The 20,809-nt window shown below is 71.3% G+C and carries 20 protein-coding genes; 15 read left to right on the plus strand and 5 right to left on the minus strand.

The window, feature by feature from the left end:
* Positions 1 to 74 precede the first annotated feature (74 nt).
* Entirely contained in the window at positions 75 to 1,607 is a 1,533-nt protein-coding gene (locus AB0I54_RS05810; protein ID WP_363294637.1) for an NCS1 family nucleobase:cation symporter-1, read from the plus strand.
* A 27-nt stretch (positions 1,608 to 1,634) separates the two neighbouring features.
* On the opposite strand, the gene AB0I54_RS05815 is transcribed toward AB0I54_RS05810, so the two are convergent.
* Positions 1,635 to 2,303, minus strand: coding sequence for a hypothetical protein (locus AB0I54_RS05815; protein ID WP_363294638.1), 669 nt, complete (start codon positions 2,301 to 2,303; stop codon positions 1,635 to 1,637).
* A 160-nt stretch (positions 2,304 to 2,463) separates the two neighbouring features.
* The gene (locus AB0I54_RS05820) at positions 2,464 to 3,456 is read right to left on the minus strand and encodes a carboxymuconolactone decarboxylase family protein (RefSeq protein WP_363294639.1); all 993 of its coding nucleotides are present in this window, start codon (positions 3,454 to 3,456) and stop codon (positions 2,464 to 2,466) included.
* A 167-nt stretch (positions 3,457 to 3,623) separates the two neighbouring features.
* On the opposite strand from AB0I54_RS05820, the gene AB0I54_RS05825 reads away from it, so the two are divergent.
* The 3 genes from AB0I54_RS05825 to AB0I54_RS05835 all read left to right on the plus strand — a co-directional run bounded on the left by AB0I54_RS05825 (position 3,624) and on the right by AB0I54_RS05835 (position 6,297).
* On the plus strand, positions 3,624 to 4,730 hold the full coding sequence (locus AB0I54_RS05825) for a sensor histidine kinase (RefSeq protein ID WP_363294640.1): 1,107 nt from the start codon (positions 3,624 to 3,626) through the stop codon (positions 4,728 to 4,730).
* 5 nt (positions 4,731 to 4,735) lie between these two features.
* A complete protein-coding gene (locus AB0I54_RS05830) occupies positions 4,736 to 5,401 on the plus strand; it encodes a response regulator transcription factor (RefSeq protein WP_363294983.1) in 666 nt (221 codons plus the stop codon).
* Positions 5,402 to 5,490: 89 nt separating this feature from the next.
* Positions 5,491 to 6,297 (plus strand): SDR family oxidoreductase, encoded by an 807-nt coding sequence (locus AB0I54_RS05835; RefSeq protein WP_363294641.1) that lies wholly within the window; start codon positions 5,491 to 5,493, stop codon positions 6,295 to 6,297.
* Here the strand turns inward: AB0I54_RS05835 and AB0I54_RS05840 are convergent.
* The 3 genes from AB0I54_RS05840 to AB0I54_RS05850 form a co-directional block, all read right to left on the minus strand.
* The gene (locus tag AB0I54_RS05840) at positions 6,294 to 7,430 is read right to left on the minus strand and encodes an MAB_1171c family putative transporter (RefSeq protein ID WP_363294642.1); all 1,137 of its coding nucleotides are present in this window, start codon (positions 7,428 to 7,430) and stop codon (positions 6,294 to 6,296) included. The genes AB0I54_RS05835 and AB0I54_RS05840 overlap by 4 nt on opposite strands.
* Positions 7,423 to 7,878, minus strand: coding sequence for a regulator component (locus AB0I54_RS05845; RefSeq protein WP_363294643.1), 456 nt, complete (start codon positions 7,876 to 7,878; stop codon positions 7,423 to 7,425). The genes AB0I54_RS05840 and AB0I54_RS05845 overlap by 8 nt, the downstream gene beginning before the upstream one ends.
* A 115-nt stretch (positions 7,879 to 7,993) precedes the next feature.
* Positions 7,994 to 8,446 (minus strand): hypothetical protein, encoded by a 453-nt coding sequence (locus tag AB0I54_RS05850; protein ID WP_363294644.1) that lies wholly within the window; start codon positions 8,444 to 8,446, stop codon positions 7,994 to 7,996.
* Positions 8,447 to 8,724: 278 nt separating this feature from the next.
* On the opposite strand from AB0I54_RS05850, the gene AB0I54_RS05855 reads away from it, so the two are divergent.
* The 11 genes from AB0I54_RS05855 to AB0I54_RS05905 all read left to right on the plus strand — a co-directional run bounded on the left by AB0I54_RS05855 (position 8,725) and on the right by AB0I54_RS05905 (position 20,797).
* A complete protein-coding gene (locus tag AB0I54_RS05855; RefSeq protein ID WP_363294645.1) occupies positions 8,725 to 9,168 on the plus strand; it encodes a GntR family transcriptional regulator in 444 nt (147 codons plus the stop codon).
* Between the two features lie 269 nt (positions 9,169 to 9,437).
* The gene (locus AB0I54_RS05860) at positions 9,438 to 9,557 is read left to right on the plus strand and encodes a keywimysin-related RiPP (RefSeq protein WP_363294646.1); all 120 of its coding nucleotides are present in this window, start codon (positions 9,438 to 9,440) and stop codon (positions 9,555 to 9,557) included.
* A gap of 90 nt (positions 9,558 to 9,647) precedes the next feature.
* On the plus strand, positions 9,648 to 11,378 hold the full coding sequence (locus tag AB0I54_RS05865) for an asparagine synthase-related protein (RefSeq protein ID WP_363294647.1): 1,731 nt from the start codon (positions 9,648 to 9,650) through the stop codon (positions 11,376 to 11,378).
* A 62-nt stretch (positions 11,379 to 11,440) separates the two neighbouring features.
* Entirely contained in the window at positions 11,441 to 11,692 is a 252-nt protein-coding gene (locus AB0I54_RS05870; RefSeq protein ID WP_363294648.1) for a lasso peptide biosynthesis PqqD family chaperone, read from the plus strand.
* Positions 11,689 to 12,156: a lasso peptide biosynthesis B2 protein gene (locus tag AB0I54_RS05875; RefSeq protein ID WP_363294649.1), complete on the plus strand. Its 468-nt coding sequence runs from the start codon at positions 11,689 to 11,691 to the stop codon at positions 12,154 to 12,156. Before AB0I54_RS05870 ends, AB0I54_RS05875 begins: the two co-directional genes overlap by 4 nt.
* Positions 12,134 to 13,921, plus strand: a complete 1,788-nt coding sequence (locus AB0I54_RS05880) for an ABC transporter ATP-binding protein (RefSeq protein ID WP_363294650.1) — start codon at positions 12,134 to 12,136, stop codon at positions 13,919 to 13,921. Before AB0I54_RS05875 ends, AB0I54_RS05880 begins: the two co-directional genes overlap by 23 nt.
* Positions 13,918 to 14,226 carry a LuxR C-terminal-related transcriptional regulator gene (locus tag AB0I54_RS05885; protein ID WP_363294651.1) on the plus strand — a complete coding sequence of 103 codons (309 nt, stop codon included), beginning with the start codon at positions 13,918 to 13,920 and terminating at the stop codon, positions 14,224 to 14,226. The genes AB0I54_RS05880 and AB0I54_RS05885 overlap by 4 nt, the downstream gene beginning before the upstream one ends.
* Before the next feature lie 69 nt (positions 14,227 to 14,295).
* Positions 14,296 to 14,481, plus strand: a complete 186-nt coding sequence (locus AB0I54_RS05890; RefSeq protein ID WP_363294652.1) for an FDLD family class I lanthipeptide — start codon at positions 14,296 to 14,298, stop codon at positions 14,479 to 14,481.
* Positions 14,482 to 14,616: 135 nt separating this feature from the next.
* Entirely contained in the window at positions 14,617 to 15,954 is a 1,338-nt protein-coding gene (locus AB0I54_RS05895) for a lanthionine synthetase C family protein (protein ID WP_363294653.1), read from the plus strand.
* A 5-nt stretch (positions 15,955 to 15,959) separates the two neighbouring features.
* On the plus strand, positions 15,960 to 19,016 hold the full coding sequence (locus AB0I54_RS05900; protein WP_363294654.1) for a lantibiotic dehydratase: 3,057 nt from the start codon (positions 15,960 to 15,962) through the stop codon (positions 19,014 to 19,016).
* Positions 19,013 to 20,797 carry an ABC transporter ATP-binding protein gene (locus AB0I54_RS05905; RefSeq protein WP_363294655.1) on the plus strand — a complete coding sequence of 595 codons (1,785 nt, stop codon included), beginning with the start codon at positions 19,013 to 19,015 and terminating at the stop codon, positions 20,795 to 20,797. Before AB0I54_RS05900 ends, AB0I54_RS05905 begins: the two co-directional genes overlap by 4 nt.
* Positions 20,798 to 20,809 lie beyond the last annotated feature (12 nt).

A 20,809-nucleotide genomic window follows, 5' to 3' on the forward strand; every position in this document is an offset into this window, starting at 1 on the left:
CTGCGTCATCGGGCGCGCACCCCCCTCGGACCCGCACGGCCTCTCCCGTCCCACCTTCTCCGATTGGCCTGCCCATGACCGACACCGCTCCCACAGCGATACCGTTGACCGCTCAAGTCACCCTCGCCGACGGCCGGGTGGAGATCGCCCCCGATGCGCCGCAGCCCAGCGGCCCGTACGCCAACGAGGACCTGCTCCCGGTCCCCGTCTCGGGGCGCACCTGGACCACGTACAACTTCTCCGCGCTGTGGGTCGGCATGGCCCACAACACGGCCTCCTGGACCCTGGCCTCCGGGCTCATCGCGGTGGGCATGGACTGGAAGCAGGCCGTGTTCACCATCGCCCTGGCCAATGTGATCGTGCTGGTCCCGATGCTGCTGACCGGGCACGCGGGGCCGAAGTACGGCATCCCCTTCCCGGTCTTCGCCCGCGCCAGCTTCGGCGTCCGCGGCGCCAACCTCCCCGCTGTCGTAAGGGCGTTGGTGGCGTGCGGCTGGTTCGGCATCCAGACCTGGATCGGCGGCGAGGCGATCTACTTCCTGGCCGGGAAGCTGATCGGCGACAGCTGGACGGGCGCCTCGACGGTCGGCGGCTACGCCTGGACCATGTGGCTGTCGTTCGCGATCTTCTGGGTGATCCAGGTCGCGATCATCTACCGGGGCATGGAGACGATCCGCCGCTTCGAGAACTGGGCCGCGCCCTTCGTGCTGGTCGGCGCGCTCGTGATGCTGGTCTGGATGAGCAACAAGGCGGGCGGCGTCGGCCCCCTCTTCGACCAGCCCTCCCGGCTCGGCTGGGGCGGGGACTTCTGGAAGCTGTTCTGGCCGTCCCTGATGGGCATGATCGGCTTCTGGTCCACCCTGTCCCTGAACATCCCGGACTTCACCCGCTACGGCAAGAGCCAGAAGGCGCAGACATGGGGTCAGGCCCTCGGTCTGCCGACGACGATGACCCTGTTCGCCTTCCTCTCCGTGCTGGTCACGTCCGGCTCGCAGGCCGTGTACGGCAAGCCGGTGTGGGACCCGGTCCAGCTGGCCGCCAAGACCGACAACGTGGTGGGTCTGCTGTACGCCCTGGTCACCGTCCTGGTGGCGACGCTGTCCGTGAACGTCGCGGCCAACCTGGTCTCGCCCGCCTTCGACTTCTCCAACATCGCGCCCCGCAGGATCAGTTTCCGCACCGGCGCCCTCGCCACCTGTGTCCTCGGTGTGCTGATCTTCCCCTGGAAGCTGTACTCCGACCCGCAGGGCTACATCTTCACCTGGCTCGGACTGGTGGGCGGTCTGCTCGGCACGGTCGCGGGCATCCTGGTCGCCGACTACTGGATCCTGCGCCGCACCCGCCTCGACCTCACCGACCTGTACCGATCCGGCGGGCGCTACTGGTACGCGAGCGGCTGGAACTGGCGGGCGGTCGTGGCCTTCCTGGCCGGTGGCGTGCTGGCCGTCGGTGGCGCCAGCTTCAAGCCGCTGATCGACGGCAGACCCATTCCGGCGCTCTCCTCCCTGGCCGACTACGGCTGGGCGGTCGGCCTCGGCACGTCACTCGTGCTGTATCTGACGCTGATGCTGCTGACCGGCGGCCGGAAGGAGGAGGCCGCCGTCTGACGGCGGACGCTCGGGCGCGGAGGGCGGTCAGTTCTTCTGGCCGCCCTCCAGTGCCGCGACCGCGTCCTTGGCGGCCTTGATGGCGCCCTTGTTGATCACGTCCGAGTCGGGTGCCTTCTTCGTCTCGAAGTCACTGCCGTTGTACGTGACGACGACGAGCGCGTTGGAGACACGGGCGATCACCACGCCCTCGCGCGTCTGCTGTTTGTCCTCCGTCGTCACGTTCACCACGGAGTAGGCGGAGTCGCCCAGGCCCGGAACATCTCCTCCGCCGCTTTTCTCCCCGATGCGATTCTTGTACTGCTTCTGTGCTGTTTCATCGGAGTCGGCTATCTCGTAGGAGACATCGAGCCAGCGGTAGTCGTACCCCTTGAGCGCGTTCCAGGAGCAGGTGCGGCGCAGCTTCGTGTCCGTCGACGGGATCTCCTTGCCGGCCGTCTTGGCGCCCGGCACCAGGGAGGTGATGGTCTTGACCGCCACGCTGGTGCAGGGCGCCGGCGCCCCGGCGAAGCTCTTCGACACCGCCTTCGACGACGGGGCGGTGGGCGACTGGGTGGCCGTCTGCTGGTCCGACCGGTGCTCGGCCGCCGGTGTCGCGGCGAACGGACCGGATGCCAGCGCCCAGCCCGCCGTGGCGAGCACGGCGACCGGCGACAGACGTGCGGTCAGAGCGAGCGGCAGAGGAAGATCACGCACGGGCGCACTTCTCGTGGGGGAGGGGGTGCGGAGGGAGTCCACACTGCGGACGGGACGCCAGTGTCACACGACTCTCTGTGAGGCGGTAGTGAAAACTCGCTCCGTGCCTGCGTGGTGACGCTGGAGTGTTGACGGGCCGTGTGACCGAGCGCCGGCGAGTTCATGGATGGCGTTCGAGAGCAAGGGCGCTCTCGATGCGGTCGACGGCGGCGAACGCGCCGTATGCGACGAGATGCACCAGACAGTGGTCGGTGTGCTCCGGACGGCGCCAGGCCGCCACGTCCTCGCCCGTGACCCGGTACGGCGCCAGGGCCGCAAGCAGCGCCAGGCGCGCGGCCGGACGCTCGGCACGGTCCGGCAGGGCGGGCCAGGCCGGCGATGGGTGCGAGCCGTCCCAGGCGCGCACGGTGTCACGTACGAGGGCCCGGTCCTCGGCGTCGAGCAGGCCCGCGCCCGCGGCGGCGGCCGTGCGCAGGGCGGAGTAGGCGGGGCCCACGGCCGTCCCCGCCGCCCAGTCGGGGCCGGGGCCGGGGTCGTCGAGCAGCGGGAGCGCAGCACCGGGACGCGCGGTGCGGCGCACGGTCCTGGCCATCGTGCGGCCCGCCAGACTCCGTACCGGGCGCAGCCGTTGGGCGCCGGCCGGCAGCAGATTCTCGGTCAGCAGGGCCGACACGATGCGATTGATGAAGTGGAACGCCAGCGCCGTGCCCAGATAGGCGGGGGCGTGCTCGCGCGGGAACGGGAACGGCTCCAGGTCGGCGCCCGGGACACGGCTGCGCTGCCCCCAGTCCAGCACACGCGCGTGCTCCTCGTTCTCCGGTGTCCGCCCGCGCGCCAGTTGCTCGGCGAGCGCGTGGTCGCCGGTGGCGTGCAGCAGCACGGTGTGCGCGTCCACGCAGAAGGGGCAGCGGTTGGCGAGCGACACCCCGAGGGCGGCCAGCTCCTTGCCGGTACGGCTGCCGGGACCGGCGATGAGCGACTCGCGCAACAGCGCCCAGGCCGGGGCGAGGAGTTCGGGTGCGGAGGACAGGACGACGAAGGTGACCGGTTTGTCGATGCCGAACTCCAAGGCGAGTTGCGCGTACACCTCGGCGACGCGGCCGGTGGCGGACCTGGGCGGTGGCGGCTGGGTGAAACGGAAGGCTGTGGACATGGGCAGCAGAGTGCGACGCGGGGGCGGCTGAAGTCGTCGTACGTCCGAAGACAGCCTGCGCTGCGCCACCGGGGCGCGGTCGCGCGGTGGACTACTGCCGGGGGAGTAGTCCGGGTTCCGTCCACAGGGCCGACGCGGCTGTCGGCGGGGACGTCTAGGGTGCGGACATGGGCGGGCCACTGGTCACACGCAGGCGTCTCGCCGACGCGGCCCTCGCGGTCGTGGTCGGCGTTCTCGTCGTGACCACGGCCGCCTTCGACCCGGGCACGACGGCCGTCGACTACGCGCTGCTCGCGGTCGGTTGCGCCGCTCTGGCCTGCTATCGCGCCGCACCGCGCGCGGTGCTGGCCGTGACGACGGCGACCGGCACGGCGTACGTCCTGCACGCCCACCCGGGGCCGCTCGCGGCCCTGCCCGTCCTCGGCGCCGTGCACACGGCCGCACGGGCCGGGCACCGGGGCCTCGCCGGAGTGGCCAGCGCGGTGTTCCTCGCCGGGTACGTGGCGACGGAGCCCGGGACCCGGGCCGTCGTCGAGCGGGCCGCGCTGCTCACCGGCTGGTTCCTGTGCGCGGTGGTGACGGGCCTGGCCGACCGCAACTGGCAGGCCTATCTGCGCCAGACGGAACAGCGCGCCCAGGAGGCCGAGCGCACCAGGGAGGAAGTGGCGCTGCGTCGGGCCGGAGAGGAACGCCTGCGCATCGCACGGGAGTTGCACGACTCGCTCACCCACAGCATCTCCATCGTCAAGCTCCAGGCGGGCGTCGCGGTGCACCTGGCACGCAAGCGCGGCGAGGAGGTGCCGCCCGCGCTGCTCGCCATCCAGGAGGCGAGCGGTGAGGCCATGCGCGAGCTGCGCGCCACGCTGGAGGTGCTGCGCACCGACGAGCCGACCGGCACGCCCGCGCTGCTCGTGGAGCGCGCCCGGGCGGCCGGCCTCGCCGTCGACCTGACGGTGACCGGCGACGAACGCCCCCTGCCGACGGCCGTCGACCGCGCCGTGTACCGGATCGTCCAGGAGGCCCTCACCAACGCGGCACGGCACGCCGGACCGGCCCGGATCCGGGTCGGACTCGACCACGGGGAGCGGGAGTTGACGGTGCGCGTGGACGACGACGGCAAGAACTGCGACCCGGCCGGCCCACCTCCACCGGGCACCGGTCTCACGGGCATGCGGGAACGTGTCACGGCCCTCGGCGGCACCCTGCACGCCGCCCCGCGCGCGGAGGGCGGCTTCTCGGTGTGCGCGCGTCTGCCGCTGGGGGAGCCGGGATGAACCCGATGATCAGAGTGGCCCTGGTGGACGACCAGGCACTGATGCGCGCCGGATTCCGGGCCCTCCTGGACGCCGAGGAGGGCATCGAGGTGGTGGGCGAGGCGGCCGACGGACACCAGGGCCTGGAGCTGATCCGGGCACAGGTGCCCGACGTCGCCCTGATCGACGTCCAGATGCCGGTGATGACGGGCATCGAGGCGACCCGGCACATCGCCGCCGACCCGGCGCTGTCCGCCGTCCGGGTGATCATCCTCACCAACTACGGCCTCGACGAGTACGTCTTCGAGGCCCTGCGCGCGGGCGCCGGCGGCTTCCTCCTCAAGGACACCGAACCGGCGGACCTGCTCCAGGCCATCGAGGTGGTCGCCCGCGGCGAGGCGCTGCTCTCCCCGTCGATCACCCGCACCCTTATCGGCGAGTTCGTCTCCCGTCCGCCGGACCGCGCCAGTGCCCCCGGCCTGGAACACCTCACCCGCCGGGAACGCGAGGTCACCGCGCTGGCCGCCCGCGGCCTCAGCAACGAGGAGATCGCCGCCCACATGGTCATCAGCCCCTTCACCGCGAAGACCCACATCAGCCGCGCGATGACAAAGCTGGGCGCCCGGGACCGGGCCCAACTGGTCGTGTTCGCCTACGAGTCGGGCCTGGTGACGGCACGCGGCCGGACCTGACCGGCGCTGTCTCAAAGTCGTCAGGGACGGATCACCGGGATCTAGGCTCGGACGTGCTTTGTGATCCCGGCGGAGGGCGCTGAACAGCAGTGACGGACAAGCGAGTGGTCATCGTGACCGGCGGAGGTTCGGGCATCGGGGAGGCGACGGCCCGCCTGCTGAGCGAGGGCGGCCACCACGTGGTCGTCTCCGGTCGGCGCGGCGAGCCCCTGCGACGCCTGGAAGCCGAGACCGGGGTACTGGCCCATCCGTCCGACGTGGGGGACCCCGAGGCGGCCGAGGGTCTCGTCCAGGCAGCCCTGGCCGCCCATGGACGACTCGACGGACTGGTGCTCAACGCGGGCATCGGGCGCGGCGGAGCCGTGGGCGACCTGTCGTTGGCGGACTGGGACGAGGTGATGCGCACCAACCTCACCGGCCCGCTGATGCTCCTGCGCGCGGCGCTCCCGCACCTGCTGGCGGCGGGCGGGGCCGTGGTCGCCGTCGCTTCGGTGTCCGCGCTGCGCAACGGCACGAGCAACGCCCCGTACGCCACCTCCAAGGCGGCGCTGCTCCAGCTCTGCCGCTCCGTCGCCGTCGACTACGGGCGACAGGGCGTCCGGGCCAACGTCGTGTGCCCCGGCTGGGTACGCACCGAGATGGCCGACCGGCGCATGACGCGTTTCGCGGAGGAAGCGGGCCTTGAGGGTGGTGTGGACGCCGCCTACGCCGCGGCGACCGCGCTCCTGCCCATGGGCCGGCCGGGCGAACCGCGTGAAGTCGCCGAGGCGATCGACTGGTTGCTGTCCCCGGCGGCGTCCTACGTCAACGGCTCGGTGCTCACCGTCGACGGCGGCACGACGGCCCTCGACCCGGGGACCCTCGGCTTCGACTTCCGGATCACCCGGCGCGGCTAGGACCGGTCCGACCCCGTGAGCGCTTCCGTCGTCGTGGGCCACATCCGGGCGATCCCCAGCAGTGTCGCCGGGCTGCCATGGACCACACCGGGCAGCGGGCAGGGGTCGGCGGGCGGTGCGCCGGCCAGTTTGGCGCGCCGGGCCTGGTCCAGTGCGCCGGCGAGTGCGGCCGACGTGAGGCGGTCCTCCCGCACCCCTGACCGGCGGGCGTGCCGGTGCGCCTTCTCGTAGGCGTCCGGCCGGACCCATCGCTGCAGATCCAGGAGCGCGTCGTAGGTCTCGATGGTCTGCCGGTGTGCCTGGAGCGCCAGCGGGGAGCGCGGCCGCAGTACCTCCCGCAGCCTGGTGCGCTGCGGTCTGGCGAGGGCGACGTGGGGCACCGCCGTCATCAGGTCGCGCCACAGCGGCCACAACCGCCAGGTGGTCCGCAGGGCGTTCGCCGACCGGACGAGGGCGGTCGCGGTGGGGACCAGCAGTGATGCCGCCCGGAAGAAGCCGTGGACGCCGATGATCACCGACAGGTAGGGGAGCATGCGCGGTGTGCGGCCGTAGAGGTGCCAGAGATAGCCGAACCAGAAGACGACGGCGAGGACGCTTCCCACCGCGAACAGCCGTAGCGACCACACGAGATCGCGGTCCGCCGTGCGCATGCTGTACAGCCAGCAGACCACGAGCGCGACGGCGTCGCCGACGAGGTGGGCGCCGATGAGGATCAGCCAGTAGGCGGACGCCGGATCGGCAGGGCCCTGTACGGACGCCGTTCCCGCACGCGGTTCGAGCTGCAACAAGTCCAGGACGAGCAACGCGGCCAGGGCCGTCGGCAGCCCCACCGTCACGGACAGCCGCAGGCGGCGCGTCCGGGTGGGGTCGACCATGAAGAGCAGGACCAGCCCGGCACTGAGGACGCCGATCAGATTGCGGGCCAGGGAAACCGTGTGGAGTTCGACGCCGGCGTCGGTGAGCCATCCGGCGACCCTGGGCTGAAAGAGGGTGATGGCGAGGGTCGCGGCCAGGACCGTGAGCCACAGCCCCCGTTGGTGCGGCTGGAGCAGCGCGGGCCGGGCCCGCCAGAGCAGGGCGAACCACAGGGTGAGGACGCTCCACAGTCCGACCAGGGCCGCCAGCTCACTCACCGACATCGACCGTCACTCCCAGGAACGCGCCGAGTCGGCCCAGTCGTCCGCCCGCCCGGCCGGCCGTCCCGGCGCTCTGTATCAGGCTGGCGATCATCTCGGCCTCCTGCTCCTCGGCGGTCGTGTAACTGGTCCGGGCCATCAGCCGTTTGACGAGATGCGGCTGCAGACCGCTGAGGAGCCCGGCGATCGGCTCGTCGCCCCCGGCGGTGACCCCACGGTGGTGGTCGCACAGCACGTGGCCGATCTCGTGGAGGATGATGTGCTCCCGGTGCAGGGGCGCGGTCCGGGCCTCGTAGAAGACGTAGTCGGCGTCGTCCGTACCCAGCCAGAGACCGCAGGCACCGGCGATCGCCGCCTGCTCCGGCAGCTCCTTCAGAACGAGCGGGCGGCCTCTGAGTGCCTCCACCCGCTCGCAGACCGCGTCGAAGGAAAGCGACCGGGGCACTGCGAGATCGCGCAGAATCCCCGTACATCGCCGCTGTAACTCGGCATACTCGCCCGTTCGCCGCACGTGCTGTGTCACTCTCACTGGTCGTTGCCGCTCGGCTTCCGCGGTGTTCCTATCGGCCGGAACGGTGGGGACGTCCCCCCGGGTCGGACTCCGGGGACATCGCGTTCACCACGGCGAGCAGGGCGTCCAGCCCCGCTTCCGACAGTCCGTCGGCACGGAAGGCCAGCGTGCGCACCTTGCTGTTCCCCAGAGCAACGGCGAACTCCATCTGGCGTCTCACCCGCTCGGAGACCTCCTCGTCGGTGAAGTAGTCCGGGGTGACCCCGAAATGCTCTGCCAGGACCCGAAGATGGTCGCGCGTCACGTTCCGCTTCCGGCCCGTCGCCAGTTCCCAGAGGTAGGTGGCCGAGAACGTACGCCCCGTGCTCTCGCGGATCTCCTCCGCGATCTTGCTGTACGGAGGCCGGTTGCCGCGGTAGTACGCGTTGACGATGTCCTCCAGCCGTCGGGCCAGGGACGACGGGCCTGTCGTGCCGCTGTCGGCGCTGCCGCTGCTCGTCAAGTCTCCAACTCCCGGGCGAGAGAACGCTTCCTGCCCCCAGCGGACAGGGTGTGGTGTCAACCTAAGCCGCCGACCGCCACCTTGAACACGTCCGAGGCAATGTATTCAGGCCAAAGGACGGCATCGGCGGGCGCCAGCGGATCAGTTGACACGCTTTCATCCGCTCAGTACGGTCCCGATTGCTTGCGCAATCGCACGGTAGTCCGAACTTCACGCCGGCTGACCTCCGGCGGACGTGGCGGTGCGGTGAAGGAGAAGCACAAGGGGGAATCGCAGGAATGACCAGTGGTGCCGGATCGGCGCTCTACGCCCGGATAAGGCGGAAACTGAAGCAGGAGATACTGACAGGCGTCTACGCCGAGGGCGAGTATCTGCCCTCGGCGGGCGAACTCGGAAAAAGATACGGCGCCAACAAGAACACGGTCCTGCGGGCGCTGCGTATGTTACGCGCGGAAGGACTGATCGACTTCGGCCGGGGCCGCGGCACGGTCGTGATGCACTCCGCCGGAAAAGCGGACCTCGCCGAGATAGCGGAGCAACTCCGGCATGTCGTCAACCGTGCCGATGCCTCGGGGATCTCCCGGGCGGCCGTCGTGGCCGCCGTACAGCGGATTCCCCCGGTGCCTGCCACACGTACCCCGATGGGCGGACCCGCCGGGCCGATTCGACGGGGAACCGCGGCCCACGGCTCGTACGGGCCGCGCGGCCGAGGTGCCGCCTGATGAGGCTAATACGCAGGGTCAGGATGGAGCCAGGGAAGCCATGTGTTCCCGCCCCGTCCACGGTTAGGTCCGACTCTTCCGCGCGCGGTCGAAAGGCCAGGTCGCGGTGAGCCTCGGCGTCGCGCGGACGTGGATCTGACCGGCGGCCACGCAGCGTATCGGGAGTGTTCCTTCATTGATCGCCGTAATCGCCTCCGCCTAGATTCGCCGGTGAGCGGACGACCGGTCGAGTCACCGCTTCCACTCCTTACGGAAAGGAGGTGACAAGCATGGGTCGGAAGATCTATGAGGCGCCGGCGATGTTCATTGCCGGTGATTTCCGATTGGACACCGGATTCCTGCGGCGCGGTCCGCACGAGCCCAGGGTCCGTCTGCCGCTTGCAGCCTAGGGAATCTCTGGGAGAACGATGTCGAGCCACGGCGAAAGCTGGTTTGTGGTACTGCCCGATTGCGAAGCCGGCCTCGCCGTGGCCTCGCATGTGGAAACACGACTGAAGAGCACGGCGGACAAGCGGGTGCTCCACGCCTCCGGTCGCCCCTTCCTGATCGGCTCCTGGGGCCCCGCGTTCGTCACCACCACCCGGCACGGTCTGCGGATCGCGCTCATCGGGGGCGGTTGCGCCGACGAGCACGAGGTCGCGCAACACCTCGCCGAGCAGCGCGACATCGAGTCCGCCGCCCGCGTCGCACGCTCGCTGCACGGCGAGTTCCATCTCGTCGTCGCGGCGGGCGGGCGGTTGCGGGTCCGGGGCACCGCGTCGGGGATGAGGCGCGTCTTTTACGGCGACACCGAGGGCACAACGGTGGCGAGCAACCGCGCGGACGTCGTCGCCCGGCTGCTCGACGCGCCCCTCGACGAGGAACTCCTCGCCGTCCGCCTGCTGGACTCCGTCCCCCATCCGCTCGGGGACATGCCGTTGTGGCAGGGCGTGCACGCCGTCCCCCCGGGTTTCCAGCTGGAGGCGGGCCCGGTCGGCGCCTTCCGCACACGCTGGTGGAGTCCCCCCGAGCCCCGGCTGGGGCTGGAGGAGGGCGCGGCACTGCTGCGGACAGAGCTCGACGCGGCGGTCCGGGTGCGTACGCGGGCCGCGGCCACCGTCAGCTCCGACCTCTCCGGAGGACTCGACTCCACCGCCGTCTGCGCCCTCGCCGCCGCCGCGGGGGCCGCCCCGGTCGCCCTCACCATGTCCAGCCGCGATCCGGGGGACGACGACCTCCACTGGGCGAAGCTGGCCGCGGCAGACCTCGACCACGCGGAGCACGTCGTGCTTCCCGTCGACCGCATCCCGCTGTTCTACAGCGGCCTGCTGGAGGTCACCGGGCCGGTCGACGAACCGGCGCCGACCGTCCTCGACCAGCCCCGGCAACTCGCCGGCCACGACGAGATGCTGGCCCGCGGCTCCGCGCTGCACCTCACCGGGATGGGCGGCGACCACGTCCTGTGGGGCCACCCGGCGCATGCACTGGAACGGCTGACCACCGACCCGCTCGGTGCCCTGCGCCACCTGCGCGGCTACCGGGCGCACAACAGATGGCCGTTGCGGGACGCCCTGTCGGTGGTCGCCGACCGCAGGCCCTACGGGCAGTGGCTGGCCGACAGCGCCGACCGGCTCACCGCCGCGCGGGCCGCGCCGCACAGCGCGGACGTCCTCGCCTGGGACGTCCCGCCCCGGATGCCCGGCTGGGCGACACCGGACGCCGTCGCCGCGGTGCGCGACAGGATGCGGCGGGCGGCGCAGTCGGCCGTTCCGCTGGGCAGGACCCGTGCCCGGCACAACGAGCTGAACGTCCTGCGCCACGGAACGCGGGTGACGCGCATCCTGCACCAGGTGGCCGAGCACGGCGGACTGCCCATGGCCAGCCCGTTCTTCGACGACCGCGTCATCGAGGCGTGCTGGTCGGTGCGGGCGGAGGAGCGGTCGTCGCCCTGGCGGTACAAGCCACTGCTCAAGGCCGCGCTGCGCGGCGTCGTACCGGCCGCCGTACTCGCACGCGAGACCAAGGGAGAGGCGTCCACCGACGCGGCCAACGGACTGCGGGAGAACCGCGCCCGGATCGCCGAGCTGTGGCACGACTCCCGTCTCGCCCGGCTGGGGCTGGTCGACGCGGACCGGCTCGTCAGAACCACACTGCAGCCCTCCTCGCCCGAACTCCGGTACGCGGGCCTCGACTCGACGCTCGCCTGCGAGATCTGGCTGCGCACCACCTGAGCGCCATGAGCGCCATCCGAAAGCGCCATGAGCGCCATGAGCGCCATCCGAAGGGGGAACTCATGCGGCTGAGAGCCGACGTGTCACTGGTGGAGACCGACTACGGAAAGATCCTGCTGGACGGGCGCAGCGGAAAGTACTGGGAGCTCAACCCCACCGGCAGCCTGGTGCTGGACGAACTGATGTCGGGCGGCGACCTCGACGCGGTGATCACCCGGCTCACCGCCGAGTTTGAGGTCGGCGCGGAGCAGGCGCGGTCCGACGCCGAGGCGCTCGTCGCGGCGCTGGTCGAGGCGAGGCTGGTCGACCTGTGAGCTTCCAGACCGTACTGCGCGCCCGCTCCGAGGTCCCCCGGCGGGCGCGGATCGCCGCGCGCCTGGCCGTGGCGGTCGCCAAGCCGCTCACCCGTCTTCCGCCGGACCGCATCCGCCGGCTGCTGACCGCGCTCGCCCGTGGCGCCCGGCCGGCCGGCTTCGAGCGGGCGGCGGCCGCGCGGGACGCGGTGACCACCGTCAGCCTGGTGTGCGCCGGACGCGAGGGATGCCTGCAACGGTCGATCGCGACCGCGCTGCTGTGCCGCGCCCGGGGCAGCTGGCCGACCTGGTGCGTCGGGGTCCGTACCGCCCCGCCGTTCGCCGCGCACGCCTGGGTGGAGGCCGACGGACGCATGGTGGGCGAGGGCGTCCCCGAGGGCTATTTCCGGGTGCTGATCAGCGTGCCACCGCAGGCACCGCACCACACGAGGGAGGCAACCGATGGCCGGCACGGCCGAGGATGAACGCGTCGGCATCCGCGACCTGTTCGCGCTGCTCCTGCAGCGTCGGACGACCGTCGCCTGGGCGCTCGCGCTGACGGTCGTCGGCACCGCGCTCGGGCTGCTGCAGCCGCTGATGACGATGCGGCTGATCGACCGGGTGGGGACCGGGCAGTCGCTGCTCGGCCCGGCCCTGTTGCTCGCGGGGCTGTTCGCCGCCCAGGCCTGCATCGAGGGCGTGGGCCAGTTCCTGCTCGACGTGGCCGGCGAGGGCGTCGTACTGCGGCTGCGCAAGAACCTGACGAACCGGCTGCTGCTCGTCCGTATCGACGCCTTCGACCGCCACCGGGTCGGCGATCTGCTCTCCCGCGTGGGCACGGACACGACCGTGCTGCGCGACATGGTGGCGGGCAGCTTCGTCCAGCTCGTCACCGTGGCGCTCACCGCCGTCGGAACGGCGGGACTGATGCTGTGGCTCGACCCCATCATGTTCGCCGTCGTCATCGCCACGATCGTCGCCGCGGCGATCGTCGTCGCCGGTGTCATGACCGGCATCCGCGGGGCCACCGAGCAGTCCCTCACGGACGTCGGCACCATGACGGCCGATCTCGAACAGGCGCTGGGCAACATCCGCACCGTGCGCGCCTGCGGAGCCGAACTCCGCGAGGCCGAACGCATCGGGGCGGACGCGGAGGCCGCCTGTGCGAGCGGGGTGCGCTCCGCGCGCCTCGGCTCCCTCGTGTCGCCGATGATGGAGGTCGCGGTCAACGGCTCGTTCCTGCTCGTCCTGCTCATCGGCGCCGTACGGGTCTCGAACGGCGACATGACGATCAGCGAGCTGGTCGCCTTCCTGCTCTACGCGACCTACCTGGTCATGCCGTTGGCCGGCCTCTTCAGCGCGATCAGCCTCATCCAGCGCGGCCTCGGATCCCTGAAACGCATTCAGGAAACCCTGAAGCTGCCCGTGGAGACCACCCCGGACCCCTGCGAGGTCCCCGCCCCGGGCTCCGGCCCGCTGCTCCAACTGCGGGACGTCTCCTTCGCGTACGGCGACCGCCAGGTCCTGAGCGGGGTGTCGCTGCAGATCCCCGAGCGCGGCTACCTCGCCATGGTGGGCAGGTCCGGCGCGGGCAAGACCACCGTGACCTCCCTCATCGAGCGCTTCCACGACCCGGACGAGGGAACGGTGCTCTTCCGGGGCACCGACCTCGCACGACTGGAACACCGGGCCTACCGGCGGCACGTGGCGCTCGTGGAACAGCACACGCCGCTGCTCTATGGATCACTGCGCCACAACCTCACCTACGCCGCGCCGGACGCGTCCGAGGACGCCGTCCGCGACGTGCTCGACACCGTCGACCTGGGCCCGCTCGTACGGCGCCTGCCGGACGGGCTCGACACCGAGGTGGGGGAGCGGGGGCTGCGGCTGTCGGGCGGCGAGCGCCAGCGCGTGGCCATCGCCCGCGCCCTGCTCGCCGAGCCCGATCTGCTGGTGCTCGACGAGCCCACCTCGCACCTCGACACCATCAGCGAGGCCGAACTCGCCGAAGCCCTGCTGAAGGTGTCCGAACGCTGTGCCCTGCTGGTCATCGCCCACCGGCTGTCGACGGTCCGTGCCGCGCCGCGGATCGTCGTCATGGACGGCGGCCGGGTCAGCTCAGTGGGCACCCATGAAGAACTCCTCGTTCGTGACCGTATGTACGGGCAGTTGGTCGAAAGCCATCTGATCCAGTCGGAGAAGTCCGCGCAGGAGTCGGCGCAGAGGTCCTTGCAGGAGCGGGCGCTGTGACCTCACCCGCCCGCGACCTTCAGGAAGCCCGTCGGAACGAACCCCGGTGGACGGCCGCCCTGCAGCGACTGGACCGGCTGACTCCGCGGGAGTCGGAGGTCTTCGTCATGATGGCGGAAGGGCTGTCCAACGAGGAAATGGCGAACCGGCTCCATCTGACCGAACGGACCGTGCGCGCCCATCTGTCGGCCATTACCGAAAAGCTGGAACTGCATTCACGTCTGAGTCTCTGTCTGGCGTCCTACGTCTTTCGGAATACTGTCGCCGACGACAATATGTGCCGGTGCGGCCGGCGAGGAGAATAGGAATCACGCAGAGGCCGTTTCTGCGTCATTCCGCCCTCGGGTGGAATTCATCACCGGAAAGGAAATGACATGGCCGGCAACGAATTCGATCTGGACGTCCGGGTCACCTCGCCGTCCGCGGCCGGCGTGGACCGCGCACCGGCGTCCATCTCGTCGCTTCTCACGCGCTCGGTCTGCACGCGCGTGACCTGCCGAGGCACCTGCACCTGCGTCTGCACCAGCATCTGCACCTCGGGCTGCGTGAAGAAGCCCTGACGTGACGAAGCCCTGAACGGGCCGGGCCCGGCGCTCTGAACGGGCCCACGTTCGACAACGGGTGTTGCCGTGGGCTCAGCACGGCAACACCCGTTTCCACCGCGACGCCGAACGGCCGCGACACGAGGGATGGACATGCTGGAGAACCGGGAGACGGCCGGCGGGCCGGTTCGGGGCGACGACGACTCACTCACCGAACGCGCACACCGCGCGGTCCGTCTCGTCGCCGAACGGACCTCGACCACCGACCAGGTGGCCGAACTGGCCCTGACCGCCGCGGAACAGGCGGTGCACCCCGTGGGCTGGTACCCGCCGAGCCTCAGTCACGGTCAGGCCGGAACCGCGCTGCTGCACCTGTACGCCGCCCGCGCCGGGCTCGGCGACCGGGAGACCGCCTTCGCACACATCCGGGAAGCCGTGCTCAGCACCCGGGTCGTACCGCTGGAGAGCCCCGGGATCTTCGGCGGAACCAGTGGACTTGCCCTGGCACTGGCCGACTGCGCCGCCGACGAACCGCGCTTCTTGCCGAGCCTGCACCGCATGCACGAGCAGCTCGCCGCCCAGGTCCTCGACACCGACTACCCGGCCGTCGAACGCGTCCTGAGCGACGCCGACTACGACTGGATCGGCGGCGCGGCCGGCGTACTCGCGTACCTCGCCACGGTCGAGGACCCGAGCCCCGCCGTCCGCGAGGCCGTGCGCCGACTCCTCGACTACCTGGTGTGGCTGAGCGAACCGGCACGCACCGAGCGCACCCCGCGCCGCTGGCTGCTCGTCCCCGACGTCTACCCACCCGTCGGCGACTACCACGCCAAATATCCCCACGGGTACCTCAACCTGGGCTTCTCGCACGGCGTTCCCGCAGTCGCCGCGGCGCTCGCGGCGGCCGCCGCCTCGGGCCACCGGCACCCGGGACTCGAATCGGCCGTGACCACCCTCACCTCCTGGATCCTCAGGCACCGGGCCGCCGACGAGTTCGGCCCGCTGTGGCACGACGGCGTGGCGGTCGACGAACACGGCGAGGAACGGCCCCGGACCCACGGTCACGACCAGATCGCCTGGTGCTACGGCACGGCGGGCGTCGCCTCGGCCCTGCTCGACATCGCCCGCGCCACCGGTGACAGCGACCTGCTGACCACCGCGGTCACCGCGTTCGAGGCCGTCCTGCGCAGGGCGGAGCAGGCCGGGCCGCTGTCGCCCACCCTGTGTCACGGCCAGGCCGGACTGCTGATGATGTGCCGCGCGTTCGCACCCTGGAGCCGCCTGGCGCGGGAGCGGACACCGGTCCTGCTCGACCGGCTGCTCGACCACGCCGACGAGGCGCGTCCGGCGGTGTTCGCCGATCACGAGCTGCCCGGACACCTGGTGGACGACCCGGGCCTGCTGACCGGAGCCGCCGGCGTGGCCCTCGCGATCCTCGCGGCCCTGAACGACGACCGTCCGGCCTGGTTCCGGGCCTTCTTCGCAAGGTGATGCGCATGTCCCGGTACGTACCCGCCGACTTCTACCTGCTGCGCTCTCCCGCGCTGCCCGTGCAGACCTATCTCGACTTCATGAGCGACCCGGAGCAGACCTCCGACGCCCTGTTACGGCTGGCCGAGGACCCGGAGGTCCGGCGGGCGGTCTTCGTCGCCAGCGAGGGCCTGGCGGAAGGGCTCGCCCACCTGGAACGGATGTCCCCCAAGAGCGTGGCCCGCCTGCACTCGCGGCTGTGGCGCTATCTCACCAGGATGTCCACCCGGCCCACCCCCTTCGGGGCATTCTCGGGCGTGGCCGCCGGGACCTTCTCCGGACGCACCACCGCGCGGCTGGAGAGCCCGGTCATCGGGGGTGCCCGGGTGCGCGCGGACATGGCGTGGATCCTCGCCTGCATCGAGCGGTTCGAGAGCGACCAGCAGATCTGGCGGGGGCTGGGCATCGTCCGCAACGCCACGGCCCATGTCTCCGGCGACCGCATGGTCCTGCCGCACGCCGACGTCTACGGCAGGAGCGACCGCAGCTCGGTGCGCGTGCGGGCGACCCCCGCCGTCCACACCGTCCTGGACACCGCCGCGACCCCCGTGACGTACCAGGAGATCATCGACGCGCTGTCGGCCGCCTTCCCCGAGGCGTCCGGTGCCGCCAAGGAGAGCCTGGTGCAGCGGCTGTGGGATCTGAACTTCCTCACCAGTGACCTGCGTCCGCCCCAGACGTCGGCCAGGCCCGAGGAGTACCTGCTCGACCGGCTCGCCGGAGTCCCGCAGGCGGCCGACGCGGTCGAGCGGCTGCGCGAGGTCGTCGAGCTGGTCCGGCACGCGGACGACCCGGCCTCGTTCGCGCGGTTGCGCGCCGCCCAGGAAAAGCTCGTACCGGGCTACACGGGCCAGACCTACCAGCTCGACTCCACCCTCGACCTGCGGTCGGACGAGCTCAACCGGTCCGTCGCCGACGCCGCGGCCGACACGGTGGACGTCCTCATGCGCCTGAGCGCGGCCACCGGCCCCGGCAACTCCCATCTGACGCGGTACCGGGAGGACTTCCTCGAACGGTACGGCCAGGGCGTGCGCGTCCCCGTCCTGGAACTCCTCAGCCCGGACCAGGGACTGGACGCGCCCGAGTCCTACACCGAGCCGCCGCGCACGGCCGGGCCGACCGGCGGCATCGAGCCCGAGGACACCTCCGGCTACGACCGTGCCGTCGTCGAGTTCGTGCAGCGGGCCTGGCGCGACCGGTCCCTCGAAGCGGAACTCACCGACTCCTGGCTCGACCGCCTCGCCCCCGAGGCGTCCCCGGGACCGCTGCTGCCCACGATGGACCTCTACCTGCAGCTGGAGGCCGCCGACCGGCAGGCCGTCGACCGGGGCGAGTGGCGGGCCGTCGTCCGCGCCGACGGCCTCGCCCACGGCGGGCGCACCTTCGGCCGCTTCTTCGACCTGCTCGGCGACCGCCTCGTGGACCGGCTGCGCGACCTCGCCCGGCGGGAGGAGGAGCTCCAGCCGAACGTGGTCCACGCGGAACTGGCCTACCTCCCCACCTACGGCCGGGCCGGCAACGTCGCCGCACACCCGGGCCTGCGCGGATACGAGATACCCGTCAACACCGGCCCGTCGGTGCCCGCCGACCGCGTGCTGCCCCTGGACGACATCCTGGTGGGTGCCGACGACCGGCGGTTCCACCTGTGGTCGCGGCGGCTCGACCGCGAGGTCGTCGTGACACAGCACCACATGCTCAGCCCGCTGGCCGCCCCGAACGTCGCCCGCTTCCTGCTGGAGGCCTCGCAGGACGGGTGTGTGATGCCCGGCGGATTCCACTGGGGCCCGGTGTCCCACGCGGCGTTCCTGCCCCGGGTGACCCGCGGCAAGGTGGTGCTCCGGCCCGCCGAGTGGCGGCTGGACGGCCGCGGCCTCGCGGACCTCACAGAATGGCGCGAGCGGTGGCACGTACCGCGCCACGTGTACCTCGTGGAGCACGACAACCGGCTGCTGCTCGACCTCGACCACCCCCGCTGCGTCACCGAACTGCGCGAGGAGGTCCGCCGCAAGGGCGGTGCGGCCGTGCTGCTCCACGAGATGCTGCCGGACTTCACGCACCACTGGCTCAGCGACGACACCGGGCGGCGGTACACGGAGGAGATCGTCGTCCCCGTCGTGGCCGCCGGCCCCGAGACCGTCCGACGCGGCGGGGCCGGACTCCAGGTGGAGATCCCGGCACGGCGCTACGTGCCGGGCAGCGAATGGTCGTACATCAAGCTGTACGCAGCCTTCGAACGCCACGACGAGATCATCGCCGGTCCGCTGCGCGAGCTCGTCGCGGAACTGCGCGCCCAGGACGCCATGGACCGGTGGTTCTACATCCGGTACGCCGATCCGCGCCCGCAACTGCGCATCCGGGTGCGCAGCGACCGGCCGGAGACGCTCGGGCGGCTCGGCGCCTGGGGCAGGAGCGTGGTGGACAGCGGACTCGCCCAGGACCTCGCCATGGACAGCTACTGTCCCGAGACCCTGCGCTACGGCGGCCCCGACACCTTCGACGCGGTCGAGCGGCTCTTCGAGGCGAACAGCGACGCCACCGCCCGACTGATCGCGGAACGCGTCCAGTTGCCGGAGCTGACGGACGAGCACCTGGCCATGGCCGCGGTGGACACCCTCTTCCACCAGTGGGGCGTCCCGCTCGCCGACCGCCTGGACTTCCTCCCCGGCCACGTCGACGACGGCGCCACCCGCGACGACTTCCGCAAGCGACGCGACTACCTCTGCGAACTGCTGCTGCCCTGGGACCGGTTCACCCATGACCGGGGCCGGGACCACCGCCTGCGGATCGCGGCGGCCCTCGCGCCCCAGGAACCGGCCGTCCGGGCCGCGGCCGCGGCGGTCGGCGAGGCCGCCGGACGCGAGCGTCTCGCGGTGCCGTTCCCCCATGTCCTCGGCAGCCTCGCCCATATGCAGGTCAACCGTCTCCTGCCGGTCGACCGGACCCGGGAGGAGCGCTGCTACGGGCTGCTGCGGCACACCCTGCGCGCCCTGCGCGGCCGGCTGGCCGCCGAGGAGGCCAAGTGATCTGGCTCCGCGTGCTGCGGCTGTTCTGGAAGCTGAGCGCCCGGAAGGTCACCGCGTTCGCCGTCGTCTCGGTCCTGTCGGCCGCGATCCCGGGCGTGCAGGTCGCCCTGACGGCGAGCGCGGTGCAGTCCGTCGCGCACGCCGCGGGCGGCAGCGACGGCGCACAGGGCCAGGCCCTGCGGGCCGGCGTCGCCCTGCTGCTGATCGCCGTCGCCGGACACGCGCTGGACGTGTGGGGACAGTACCTGGACTCGCTGCTCCGCCTGGAACTCACCACCAGGATCGGCGAGCAGGTGATGGTCAAGGGCACCCGGCTCGACCTGGAGCAGTACGAGAACGCCGAGGCGTACGACAACCTCCAGCGCGCCTTCCAGGAGAGCAGCGGAGGCCGTATCTACCAGCTGTTCTCGGAGCTGCTCACGGTCAGCCGCGAGCTGGTCACCGTGGTCTCGGTGAGCATCGTGCTGTTCGCCTGGTCGCCCTGGGTGGCCGCGTTCATCCTGGTGTCACCGGTCCCGTCGGTGGTCGCCCACATGATCTACACGCACAAGGCGTACGCCGTCGAGTACGGGCGCGCGGCCGATCGCCGGCGGATGTACTACTACCAGTACCTCACCACGACGGATCACTCCTTCAAGGAAGTACGCCTGTTCCAGCTCGGACCGCACTTCGTCGAGCGGTACCAGAGGCTCGCCCGGGAGTTCTTCCGGGTCGACCGGCGGCTGGCGCGCGGCCAGTCGGCCATCGTCGGCGCGCTGGGCGCACTGAGCGTCCTCGCCTCCTCCGGCGCGCTGCTGTGGGCCATCGCCTCGGCCGCGGACGACGGACAGGTGGGCCGGCTGGCCGGCTATCTGCAGTCCATGGGAGCCATCCAGGCCTCGGCACACGGCATGCTCCTGGGCATCGCCTCGCTCTACAAGGACACGCTCTTCCTCGGCAACCTCTTCGCGTTCCTGGACCTTCCGGAGCGCCGGATCACCGGCGGAACCCGGCCGTTCCCGGCGAAGCTGCGCAAGGGCATCGAGTTCCGTGACGTCAGCTTCGTCTACCCCGGCACCGACCGGCTCGTCCTGGACGGTGTCGACTTCCTGCTGCCCGCGGGGGAGTGCGTGGCGCTCGTAGGCCAGAACGGCGCGGGCAAGACGAGCGTCGTCAAACTGCTGACCCGGCTCTACGAGCCGACGGGCGGCCGGATCCTGATCGACGACGTACCGATCGAGGAGTACGACCTCGACGACCTCCAGCGCCATATCGGCGTCATCTTCCAGGACTTCATCCGCTACGAGATGTCCGTCCGCGACAACATCGGCTTCGGCCGGGTCGAGGCGATGGACGACGACGAGCGCATACGGGCCGCCGCGACGGCCGGCGGAGCCGACACCATCGTGGCGGACCTCCCCGACCGCTACGACACCATGCTCGGCAGGCACTTCGAGGAGGGCCGGCAGCTGTCGGGCGGTCAGTGGCAGAAGGTGGCCCTGAGCCGGGCCTTCATGAGGAAGGCCCCCGTGGTCGTGCTCGACGAACCCACGTCGGCGATCGACGCCGAGGCCGAGACCGAGATCTTCGGCCGGCTGCGCGACATCGCGGGCGAGGCCACCTCCCTGATCATCGCCCACCGCTTCTCCACGGTACGCATCGCCGACCGGATCGTGGTCCTGGACCGGGGCCGGGTCATCGAGGAGGGCACCCACGACGACCTGCTCGGCGCCGACGGCGTCTACGCCCATCTGTTCAATCTGCAGGCAGCGGGATATCTCGGCGAACCCGCCTCCCAGTGAAGGCCAGTTCAT

It is taken from the genome of Streptomyces sp. NPDC050625 (genome assembly GCF_040654755.1).
Taxonomy (GTDB): domain Bacteria; phylum Actinomycetota; class Actinomycetes; order Streptomycetales; family Streptomycetaceae; genus Streptomyces.